4 protein-coding genes and 1 pseudogene are annotated in these 12,253 nt (G+C 39.4%); 4 read left to right on the top strand and 1 reads right to left on the bottom strand.

What is annotated here, in order from left to right; all coding sequences use genetic code 11:
- The first annotated feature begins 129 nt into the window (after positions 1 to 129).
- From HWQ37_RS33980 to HWQ37_RS33990, 3 genes are all read left to right on the top strand, one after another.
- Positions 130 to 1,662: a SagB/ThcOx family dehydrogenase gene (locus HWQ37_RS33980; protein ID WP_292755729.1), complete on the top strand. Its 1,533-nt coding sequence runs from the start codon at positions 130 to 132 to the stop codon at positions 1,660 to 1,662.
- A 194-nt stretch (positions 1,663 to 1,856) separates the two neighbouring features.
- The gene (locus tag HWQ37_RS33985) at positions 1,857 to 4,184 is read left to right on the top strand and encodes a PAS domain S-box protein (RefSeq protein WP_292755719.1); all 2,328 of its coding nucleotides are present in this window, start codon (positions 1,857 to 1,859) and stop codon (positions 4,182 to 4,184) included.
- 7 nt (positions 4,185 to 4,191) lie between these two features.
- Positions 4,192 to 5,739: a hybrid sensor histidine kinase/response regulator gene (locus HWQ37_RS33990; protein ID WP_292755720.1), complete on the top strand. Its 1,548-nt coding sequence runs from the start codon at positions 4,192 to 4,194 to the stop codon at positions 5,737 to 5,739.
- A gap of 254 nt (positions 5,740 to 5,993) precedes the next feature.
- Here HWQ37_RS33990 and trhO read toward each other — a convergent pair whose 3' ends face one another.
- Positions 5,994 to 6,908, bottom strand: a complete 915-nt coding sequence (gene trhO / locus HWQ37_RS33995) for an oxygen-dependent tRNA uridine(34) hydroxylase TrhO (protein ID WP_292755721.1) — start codon at positions 6,906 to 6,908, stop codon at positions 5,994 to 5,996.
- A 1,064-nt stretch (positions 6,909 to 7,972) separates the two neighbouring features.
- Between trhO and HWQ37_RS34000 the strand changes: the two are divergent.
- Positions 7,973 to 12,217: pseudogene (locus HWQ37_RS34000) on the top strand (beta-ketoacyl synthase N-terminal-like domain-containing protein); the annotation flags it as partial.
- Positions 12,218 to 12,253: the final 36 nt, after the last annotated feature.

Here is a 12,253-nt window from a genome sequence, read left to right on the forward strand (position 1 = left end):
AATGACAAATGACAAATTGTTACCAATTACCACTTTATGACTCTGAGGATTGTACCAATTGACACGAAACAATGAGGCTAATGAATGCCAAGATCAAGAAAAGGATGCCCCAAGGATATTAAAAGTACTATGCCAGAATTACACCAATCAATTGCCCAGCATTATCACGAACGGACTAAATACAACCCTGAGACTCTCGCCTCTAAAAGTCAGCGCCTAGACTGGACTAAACAGCCAGTGCCTTTTAAGGAGTACAAAATTGGCTCTAATTTTGATCTCAAACCCTATATCCAAGAAAAACCAGAGGCTTATGCTAACAACCCAGATGCTCAATGGTGGCAAAGACTTTCACGGCTATTGTTTCGCAGCTATGGATTGACGGCGAAAATGCCTTCTATGGGTAGTGCTGTGTATTTACGCGCTGCTCCTAGTGCAGGTGGATTATACCCTGCTGAGATATATCTGGTTTCCCGTGGTACGTCGTTATTGCCACCTGGTCTATATAACTACCAGTCTCGGACTCATTCTCTCATGCATTATTGGGAAAGTGATGTTTGGCAAACTCTTCAAGCAGCTTGTTTCTGGCATCCTTCTTTAGAAAATACCCAATTGGCAATTATTGTAACTGCGGTATTCTATCGTTCTGCGTGGCGCTATGAAGATCGGGCTTACCGTCGGATTTTTCTGGATACGGGACATCTGCTGGGTAATATCGAATTGGCTGGTGCGGTTACTGATTATCGCCCCCATTTAATCGGTGGCTTTGTTGATGAATCGGTTAACGATCTACTTTATATCGATTCGCAACAAGAAGGTGCGATCGCTGTCTTACCTCTGGCAGACTTGTTAGATGTTAATCAAAATTTGCCATTGGGTTGTACTGCTTTACCTTCGGCAACTGAAACCAGTTATCCTCAAATCCCCGATGGCGAATTACTAACATATTTCCATCGACACACCCAGATCCAACCAGGTGTAACTGGTAATCTTAATCTACCAACTATTAAGCAAGAAAAATCTTTGGAGGATAAATACAATTTTCCTTTCTGTTTAAAAATTCCCACCAGCACTGCACCTATCGACTGGGGACAAAAATTATCAGAACTGGAAACCACTATGTACAAGCGACGTTCTACCCGCGCTTATAATGGTGATGATTTAAGCTTCGATGAATTGAAAAGTTTACTCGATTTCACTTACCAACCGCAAAATTACATCGACCAAAGTTTAGATATTTCTCCAGACTACTTCGATCTAAATTTAATCGAAACATTCATTGCTGTTTGTGGAGTCAAAGGACTGGAGGCGGGTTGTTACTATTACGCGCCCAAAGCCCAAGAATTACGCCAAATTCGGTTTAAAAACTTTCGGCGAGAGTTACATTTTCTCTGTTTAGGACAAGAATTAGGACGGGATGCCGCAGCAGTATTATTTCATACAGCCGATTTGAAAGCGGCGATCGCACAATATGGCGATCGCGTTTACCGTTACTTGCACATGGATGCCGGTCATTTGGGACAACGCCTCAATTTAGCCGCAATGCACCTAAATGTAGGTGTCAGTGGTATCGGTGGATTCTTTGACGACCAAGTAAATGAAGTCTTGGGTATTCCTGCTGACGAAGCTGTTCTATATATCACTACATTGGGACGACCAAGATAGAAGATAACCCACGCTGCCGCAAATAATCCAAAGTCTCCAAAGATTCTTTGCATTCTTCTCTACGAACGCGAACAGCGTGTCGCAGACAGAAGCTAAGTGTAGCTTGCTTATTCGTAGCAATATGCACTGTTTGCAGTCTGCCTCCAAACCCACTTCATCTAAAAGAAATAAAAACTTTTATCACACAACCACTAATGCTATTTTCTGAGAATGAAAGCCAAAGGAGTTTTAATCTACTTTTCTCTAAAAATCCCAACCCCATGTGGGTATATAACCAGAATAATCTGCAATTTTTAGATGTAAATGAAGCTGCTGTTGTTCACTACGGCTACTCACGAGAAGAGTTCTTGCAAATGCGAATAACTGACATTCGCCCTTTAGAAGATGTGCCTATCTTCCTGGAATATTTAGCACAAAATGACTCTAATTCAGATTTTACCGCACAATGGCGACATCGGCGAAAAGACAGACAGATTATTGATGTTGAACTTTTTACACAGACAATAAACTATGGCAGTTATAAGGCTCGCTTAGTTCATATACGAGACATCACAGAACATAAACAAATAGAAAGAACTCTTCAGGAAAGTGAAGCTAGATTTCGAGTCATTTCTGAAGCTATTCCTGTTCCATTTATTATTTCGCGTGTGTCTGATGGGTTGATTTTATACGCTAATACAGAGTCGCTTAAAACATTTCACTTTTCTCCAGAGTATTTAGTTAATCGCAAAAAGCTTGGAGATTTATATCACAATTTGGCAGATTTAGAAGCACTGCTAAAAATTTTTAATCAACAGGGTTTTATTCATAATTATGAACTTCAATTAAACAGAGCAAATGGAACTCATTTTTGGGCGATCGCTTCATTACAATATTTAGTTTTTCACAATGAATCAGCCATTTTAACAGTATTTAATGATATTAACGATCGCAAAAACGCCGAAACAAAACTCCAAGAGCAAAATGAGCTTTTGCGGATAATTTTTGAGAGCATACCATTGATGATTGCCCTATTTAATACTAATGGTCAACTCCAGTGGGTGAATCAAGAATGGGAAAGTATTCTAGGTTGGAAATTTCAAGATTTCCAAACTCGTGATGTCTTGGAAGCGCTATACCCTAATCCTGATTATCGACAATATGTAATTAATTTTATTCAGTCTGCACAACGCAATTGGAGTGACTTTAAAACTCAGATGCGCGATGGTCGTTTATTGGATACGTCTTGGACTAATGTTTACCTTTCAAATGGTCAAATTATCGGTATTGGGCAAGATATCACAGAACGTAAGCAAACTGAACTAGCTCTAAAAGCTCAAGCCGAACGGGAACAATTGATGCGAACTGTTGCTCAACGGATTCGTCAATCTTTGAATCTTCAAGATATTCTGAATGCAACAGTTCGAGAAGTGCGAGATTTACTTGGGGCTGATCGAGTCATAGTTTATCAGTTTGACTCAGAGATGATCGGCACAATTATGGCAGAATCGGTGGAACCTGGATGGAGAGTTTCTTTGGGTGTAGAGATACATGATACGTGTTTTCAAACAGGCACAGGTATAGAATGTTATCAGATACGCAAACGAGCGATCGCTAATATTTATGAAGCTGGACTAACTGATTGCCATATTCGCCTGTTAGAACAGTTTCAGGTGAAAGCAAATTTGGTTGTGCCCATTTTACTAGAAGTAAGCTCTCAAAACCCTGGCTCTCACATTTGGGGTTTACTGATTGCTCACCAATGCTCTGATTTTCGTGAGTGGGAAGAAAATCAATTAGATTTGCTCGATCAAGTTACAGTCCAATTAGCGATCGCCATTCAACAATCCAGCATCTTAGAGCAAGTTCAAACTGAACTTGTTCAAAGACAAAAAGCTCAAGTTAAATTAAAAAACGCCTTGGCTGAAAAAGAAGTTCTTTTAAAGGAAGTTCATCATCGAGTTAAAAATAATTTGCAAATTGTCTCCAGTTTATTACAACTTCAGTCTCAAACTCTCAAAGATCCAGAAATAATCAAAGTTCTTCGAGAAAGCCAAAACCGAATTGAGTCAATATCTCTAATTCATAAAAATTTATATATTTCCGCTAATATCGGACAAATTGATGTTGCCGACTATATCAGTAACTTAGCAGCAAGCTTGCTAATTTCCTATCAAATACACCCTGGTAAAATTGCTCTAGAAACTGATATAGACTCAGTAAGTTTGAATGTCGATCAAGCTATTGCCTGTGGGTTGGTTATTAACGAATTAATCTCCAATGCTCTCAAACACGCTTTTCCCAATCAACAACCAGGCACAATCAGTATTGTCTTACACAATGTTGGCAATAATATCGAGATGACTATCCGAGACAATGGGATTGGTTTACCCGATAATTTAGATTGGAGAAATACTGATTCTTTGGGTCTATCGTTAGTATATGACTTGGTTACAGAACAACTAGAAGGCGACATTAATCTAGAACGCGATCGTGGAACAGTATTTAAAATTAAATTCACGCAGTTAACTTTGCATCAGTAAATATCAAATGGGTCAAGCTAGGATTTTAGTTGTTGAAGATGAAGTGATTGTGGCTAGAACTATTGCTAGCCAACTTAGTCAACTAGGATACGTTGTTACGGGTACAGCTTCATCTGGAAAAGTTGCCATTGCCAAGGCATTGGAAACTCAACCAGAACTAGTATTAATGGATATTATTCTAAAAGGTGAGATGGACGGTATTGCTACCGCCAGTCAGATTCGTGAGCAGTTAGATGTACCTGTAATTTATTTAACTGCTTATGGCGACGACCATACTTTAGAAAGAGCCAAAATTACCCAACCTTTTGGATACATCGTTAAACCATTTACTACAAAAGATTTAAAAATTGCCATCGAGATTGGTCTTTTAAAACACCAGTTAGAGCGTGAACTGCGGGAAAATCGAGATCAGTTAGCAACTCTTTTAAACTCAATGAGTGATGCTGTAATTGCCGCAAATGAGCAGGGAAAAGTAACATTTATGAATCCTGCGGCTGAGGCGTTGACTGGCTGGCAAGAAAAAGATGCTTTAGGAAATGAAGCGGCGAAGATTTTTCATATTGTCGATGAAGTGACAGACACAACATTAGAAAATCCTGTGACAAAAGTGCTACGAGAGCAACAGGTTGTTTATTTAGGGGAATTCACATCTCTAATTACAAAAAATGGCAAAAGAGTTCCAATTGGTGATAGTGCTTCACCACTAAAGCGAGGATCTGACCAGATAAATGGTGTCGTAGTTGTTTTTTGGGATCTTAGCGAACGCCGTCAAACAAAATTGCTAGAGCAAGCATTAGAGAAAGAGCAAGAACTTAACCGTCTCAAATCCCTATTTATCTCTACTGTATCTCATGAGTTCCGTAATCCCCTAACTGTTGTGCAAACGGCAGTAGAACTCATGGAAATGCAAGGAGTAAATTTGACAGATACAAAAAGAGGCATCTATTTAAAGCGAATTCAAGGCGCTGTGCAATCTATGGAAAAACTCATGGAAGAGGTGCTGTTTATGGGTCGAGCGGAAGCAGAAAAACTCATATTCAACCCTGTTACCCTTAACCTAGAGCAATTTTGTCGAGAGTTAATCGAAGATTTTTCGATTATTAAAAGCAGCGTGTGTGAAATTATTTTTACCTGTCATAGTGAGAATACGTCTGCTGTAATGGATGAAGGACTATTACATTACCTGTTTGGAAATCTTCTCTCAAACGCGGTTAAGTATTCTCCTACAGGTGGCAAGATTCAGTTTGATTTAATCTGCGATCCAATTGAGAAAGTAGCAAATTTTTATATTCAAGATCGAGGTATTGGCATTCCCGAACCAGACCAAGCTCGACTTTTTGAATCATTCTACCGAGCCTCAAATGTTCAATCAATTAAGGGTACTGGATTGGGGTTAGTAATCGTTAAAAGGTGCGTTGATGCACACAGAGGTCAAATCAATGTCACAAGTCAAGTTGGAGTCGGTACTACATTTACAATAATTTTGCCCTTAAATTCCGAATTATCCTTGACTGAAGTTTCTAATACCAATTTGAAAAAAGAATGTGACAAATAGACCATCTGTAGAAACGCGATTCATCGCGTCTTTACCCAAGGATATGTTGCAATCATTAATTAAATTGGTATAAATTCTGAGAGGATGTTTTAAAAGTCTTCTTGTCGGTAGCAAAACCTTCTAGATCCCCCTAAATCCCCCTTAAAAAGGGGGACTTTGATTCCAGTCCCCCCCTTTTTAAGGGGGGCTAGGGGGGATCATTAAGTGCCTAAAATCACAGTAAAACACTTTTAAAACATCCTCTGAATTCTTCTTCAACTTACATCCTGATTTTTGTTACCAATTTGGGTTAGGTAGTGCCGCCATTTTTGCTGCTGACGCGCTCTTTTCTCCTCAGTCAGGCTATCAAAACAATAGGGACAGGAGATACCTTGCTCATATTTAGGAGACACCTTATCTTCCTCAGAAATCGGACGGCCACAATTGAAGCACCGCTCACAATTCCCTTCTGCTAACCCATGACTAACGGCTACCCGTTCATCAAAAACAAAACATTCCCCTTCCCATAAACTTTCTTCTGCCGACACTTCCTGCAAATACTTAAGAATGCCGCCCTTGAGATGATAAACTTCTGCAAAGCCTTGGGCAAGCATAAAGGATGAGGCTTTTTCACAGCGAATACCGCCTGTACAAAACAGAGCAACCTTTTTGTGTTTAGTTGGGTCGAGATGGTGACGCACATAATCGGGAAATTCGCGGAATAATTCAGTTTGGGGATTTTCTGCCCCTTGGAAAGTACCGATACTCACCTCATAATCATTGCGGGTGTCAATCACGGTTACTTCTGGATCGGAAATTAAATCATTCCATTCTTGAGGATTGACATAGATCCCAACTTGCTCGCTTGGGTCAATTTCTGGCAACCCCAAAGTAACAATTTCTTGCTTCAACCGTACCTTCATCCGCTCAAAAGGTGGGGTTTCGGTATACGACTCTTTAGATTCTAAGTCTGCTAGACGGGGGTCAGAACGCAGAAAGCAGAGAACTGAGTCAATGGCCTGACGCGAACCGGCAATTGTACCGTTAATCCCTTCAAGTGCCAGCAAAATTGTCCCCTTGACATCTTGCGCTTGGCAGTAAGACAGCAGAGAATCTCGTTTCTCGGCAAAATCTGGCAGCTTAACAAATTTATACAGGGCTGCGACAACTTGGATATTTTCTGGCTTCATCCCTTTGGTAATAGAACAATATAAGTTACAACACTACTCTAAAATACTCGCTCTAAACGTTGGCGCAGCCTCTCTAAGAGTTGCCATGCCTTCGGGTTAGCGTCTCTGAAAGACAAGGCTTTACGCTGGGAAGCACCACTTTTTCGGTCGGAATTAATTCTGTTAGCGTAGCGGGGCGTAGGCGTGCTTTCAAACTATTTGTTTAGCCTCCTAACTTTTTAGATCCCCCTAAATCCCCCGATAAATTGGGGGACTTTAAGAGACTCTTTGCCCCACTTTTTAAGGGGGGTTGGGGGATCTAAGACTTTGAAAACACGCCCTAGCCTATTCTGAATTCTGACTCCTGAATTCTGTTTAATAAATGGGATTACCTCTTTAGAAATAGTTCTGATATCATCAGAGTCTGTAATTGGGCAAGCCCTTTAAGAGGTAAAAATTAAATATAAGCAGATATTATTTGATCTTTTTGTAATATTATAGGAATTGTTATCTGACATTTTTTATACTGATAAAACTTGCCATAATGCCGTGAGTCAAATAATTGCTTATCTGGCAAGACAAAAGTAGAACTTCCATTGACTGATACAAAGGGCTTAAATCATAAATTTTTCAGCTTTTGTTAGTGTAATTCTACTCTTAACCATAATTTTCCCTGACCTTAATAATTTTGATTGACTAGGTAAGGTAGGATGAACTCTTGTTTGTAGATTCGGTATCTGCAACATATAACTGATTCTCAAATTTAGGTTTTGAGATGCTAGGAGAAACTGATTAATGAAAGTACCTTAACTCATGAAAAATCCAAAGAATTGGTATGAAGTAGCTATTGTACTTTAGATGTATTTCCCAAGGCAGACACATCTAAAGTATAAGAATCTTTTAATAGCAAGAGTTTTGGCGTTTCTTCATTTAGTCTATTTTTCGTCAAGCTCATGATCCTTCAAGGATTTCAGAAATTCTATGCGTTCGTTCTGATGCATTTACTCTGTATTTAGATACAAATTCAGAACAATATTTCTGTTGCTAATCGTAATTCAGCATTGGCTAAAATTAATGTGTCAGGGATGCAAATAATGCCAGATAGCATAAACAAAGTTAATTCTCGACTTCAACAGACTCCTGTCGCAATTATCGGCATGGCTTGTATTTTTCCCCAGGCGAGAAATTTACAAGAATATTGGGGGAATATAATTAGCAAAGTTGATTGTATTACTGATATTCCTCTTTCACGCTGGAATATAGACGACTATTACGATCCCGATCCCAAAACTCCTGATAAAACCTATTGCAAACGGGGCGGTTTTATACCAGATATTGATTTTAATCCAATGGAGTTTGGATTGCCCCCTAATATTTTGGAAGTGACAGATTCTTCACAAATACTTTCACTACTAGTTGCTAAACAGGCGATGGTAGATGCCGGTTATGGCGAAGCTAGTAATACAATTCGGAATGGCACGGGTGTAATTTTGGGAGTTGGAGGTGGGCAAAAACTAATTACGCCACTGACTACTCGTTTGCAATACCCTGTGTGGGAGAAAGTATTAAGAAGCAGTGGTCTATCTGAAGAAGAGACCCATAAAATTGTTGAAAAAATTAAGCTGGCATATATCAAATGGGAAGAAAATTCTTTTCCGGGAATGTTGGGTAATGTCATCGCCGGCAGGATTGCTAACCGTCTGGATTTAGGGGGGATTAACTGTGTAGTCGATGCTGCTTGTGCCGCTTCGTTAGGTGCTTTGAGAATGGCACTGAGCGAATTGACTGAATATCGTAGTGAGATGATGATTACAGGTGGGGTAGATACTGACAACTCGATCTTCATGTATATGTCTTTCAGTAAAACCCCTGCCTTTTCCAAACAGCAAAAAATCAGACCCTTTGATGCTGAATCAGATGGAATGTTGATCGGCGAAGGAATTGGGATGATGGTACTCAAACGCCTTGAAGATGCCGAAAGAGATGGCGATCGCGTCTATGCAGTCATCAAGGGGATTGGCACATCTAGCGATGGCAAGCATAAAAGTATTTATGCACCACGCTCATCAGGACAGGCTGTAGCTTTGCGTAGAGCCTATACAGAAGCCGGATTTACAGCATCCACTGTCAGCTTAATCGAAGCTCACGGCACGGGAACTATGGCTGGCGATCCCGCAGAGTTTGCGGCTTTAAATGAAGTTTTTAGCGAAAATAACCCTAAAAAACAACACGTAGCATTAGGAAGTGTTAAATCCCAAATTGGACATACTAAAGCTACAGCCGGCGCAGCCAGTTTGATTAAAACTGCTTTAGCTCTACACCATAAAATCCTCCCGCCCACCATTAATATCACCAAGCCTCATCCGCAACTAAAAATTGAAGACACACCTTTTTATTTAAATACAGAAACTCGACCTTGGCATCGCACTGAAAATGAGCCTTTTAGAAGAGCAGGTGTGAGTTCTTTTGGCTTTGGTGGTACTAACTATCATGTGGTCTTAGAAGAATACCAAAACGAACAAAAACGCTCTGATCGTTTACATCACAATCGCCACGAAATTTTATTGTTTGCTGACAACCAAACTCAATTGCAAACTCGGTGTGAATCAGTTCTCCAACAGTTACAATCTCCAACTAAAGAACAGCATTATGCAGAACTAGTTAATGCTTGTAAAACCTTAGCAGTTCCCCATAAATCTGCTAGATTAGGATTTATTGCTGAGTCTGTAACAGAAATTTGTGAATGCTTAGAAATTGCGATTAATTTACTCATAAATCAGGTATCAGTAGAGTCATGGGAACATCCCCAAGGCATCTACTATCGCCAAACAGGTATAGATCCTCAAGCCAAAATAGTTGCTTTGTTTTCAGGGCAAGGTTCTCAGTATTTAGAGATGGGTAAGGAATTAACTTATAACTTCCCAATACTTCGCCAAACCTATGCTCAAATGGATAGCATCTTGTTAAAAGATGGATTATCACCTATTTCCGATTTGGTCTTTCCTACTCCTGTTTTTGCCCAGGCTCAAAAAGATGCTCAAGTAGCAACATTGCAACGTACTGAAAATGCTCAAGCTGCAATTGGTGTTTTGAGTGTTGGTCTATACAAGATTTTGCAACAAACTGGATTCAAACCTGATTTTGTGGCAGGACATAGTTTTGGAGAACTCACAGCTTTATGGTGTGCTGGAGTTTTGCAGGATGAAGATTACTTTTTCTTAACCAAGGCTAGGGGGCAAGTAATGGCATCTGTACAACATTCTGATGTTGATACAGGAGGTATGCTGGCTGTCACTGGTGATATTACCAAATTGCCAAAACTAATTATCCCTTTTCCACAAATTACAATTGCTAACTGGAATTCCAATAGTCAGGTAGTTTTAGCAGGAACTAAATCGGAGATTAGCAAAGTTCAGCAGGTGTTAGATAAAGAAGGTTATTCCTGCATTTTACTAACTGTTTCTGCGGCTTTTCATACTTCCCTTGTCAGTTACGCTCAAAAGCCTTTTGCCCAAGCAATTAAAACTGTCAAGTTCAATCAACCTCAAATTCCTGTTTTCTCGAATCTTACAGGAAATGTTTATCCACAAAACCCGGAACAAATTCGCCAAACTTTAGTAGATCATCTTCTCAATCCTGTTTTGTTTAAGCAGGAGATTGAAAATATTTATGCAAATGGTGGTTACTGTTTTGTAGAATTTGGGCCGAAGCAGGTTCTGACAAACCTAGTCAAAAATATTCTCGGCAAAAAACCGCATTTAGCAATAGCGTTAAATCCTCACAGTCGCCATCAATCTAAAGATAGCGATCGCACCTTCCGGGAAGCGGTTGTGCAGCTACGAGTCACTGGATTAGCTCTCGGCGAACTCGATCCTTATCAAGTCGAACAAAAAGTACCTGAGCCTAATCCCAAAAAGAGTTTAACTGTACGTTTAAATGGTGGTAATTATGTTAGTGAAAAAACCAGAAATGACTTTGAAAAAGCTTTGCAAAGTGGAGATCAAATCAAATCTTCTATTCAACCAAAACAAGAACCACCAAAATTAGAACCAAAAATTAGTGGACAATCTTCAGAAAGTGGAGATCACATCAAATCTTCTATTCAACCAAAACAAGATGCACCAAAATCAGAACCAAAAATTAGTGGACAATCTTCAGGTGGTAACGGCAATGGTAATGGCAATGGACGGTCTATAAACGGTAAACATCCGAAAACACCTGAAAACGGACAAACGACCACTGATAAGTCCCCTAAACCTTCTCAAACTCCATCTTTAACCTCTAAATCAAACAAAACAATGCTAACTCAATCTACATCATCAAAAGTTTTTCAACAGCTACCAGTTGCTCCTTTACAAGATCCATTTATTATCGAAAGCTTTGAGCGCATGAGTATGCGTTATTACGAGCATCAAGCTGAAGTATTGCGCGTTCAAGAACAATACTTGAAAAATCAAGGAGAAGCTTCCGAAAAGTTTCTACAGATGATGCAACAACAGTATTCTGTTTTGATTGCAGAAGATACTAACTTTCATCAAAAACAATTGACTGATTTTCCTGCTTACTCTTCATCAAAAGAGCCAGAAATCACAAATAAGTCAAACATTGATACAACTGCGATCGCATCTCCGAAATTAGATGTAGCTCCTACTCAGATAAATGTCTCGGAGTCAATACCAGAAAAGATTTCAAATCCAATTCAACCAATTATCTCCACTAAAATAGAATCTCAGGAAGTAGCAATTTCCTTCCAATCACCAGCCATTGATTTAACTTTTTTGAGCCAGTCTTTATTATCAGTAGTCAGTGAGAAAACAGGTTATCCAACTGAAATGTTGGAGTTAAAGATGGATTTGGAAGCGGATTTAGGTATCGATTCCATCAAACGAGTAGAAATCCTCGCAGCAATGCAGGAGCTATCTGCTGATTTACCATCATTGAATCCTGAAGAATTATCCGAACTGAGAACTTTAGGGGAAATTGTCGAATATATGGGTAATAGAAGTTCAATTCCAGTAACAATTGAAAAAGAGTTTGTTACCCAATTAGAGAAAGTAAAATCAGTAGCACAAGAAACTAGTTTTATTGCTCCACTAGGTTTAGAAGTTTTGGCTCAATCTCTCCTAGAAATAGTTAGTGATAAAACAGGTTATCCAACTGAAATGTTGGAATTAAAGATGGATTTGGAAGCAGATTTAGGTATCGATTCCATCAAACGAGTCGAAATCCTGGCAGCAATGCAGGAGCTATCTGCTGATTTACCATCATTGAATCCTGAAGAATTATCCGAACTGAGAACTTTAGGGGAAATTGTCGAATATATTGGTCAACAGTCATTAACGGCTGAAAAAAAAACTTTGATCAAA

Source organism: Nostoc sp. NMS4 (assembly GCF_017115095.1).
Lineage (GTDB): Bacteria > Cyanobacteriota > Cyanobacteriia > Cyanobacteriales > Nostocaceae > Nostoc.

What these genes read in the sequence shown, in the direction of transcription:
- HWQ37_RS33980 (WP_292755729.1), top strand. Translation starts at nt 130, where the DNA reads ATGCCAGAATTACACCAATCAATTGCCCAGCATTATCACGAACGGACT.
- HWQ37_RS33985 (WP_292755719.1), top strand. Translation starts at nt 1,857, where the DNA reads ATGCTATTTTCTGAGAATGAAAGCCAAAGGAGTTTTAATCTACTTTTC.
- HWQ37_RS33990 (WP_292755720.1), top strand. Translation starts at nt 4,192, where the DNA reads ATGGGTCAAGCTAGGATTTTAGTTGTTGAAGATGAAGTGATTGTGGCT.
- trhO (WP_292755721.1), bottom strand. Translation starts at nt 6,908, where the DNA reads ATGAAGCCAGAAAATATCCAAGTTGTCGCAGCCCTGTATAAATTTGTT.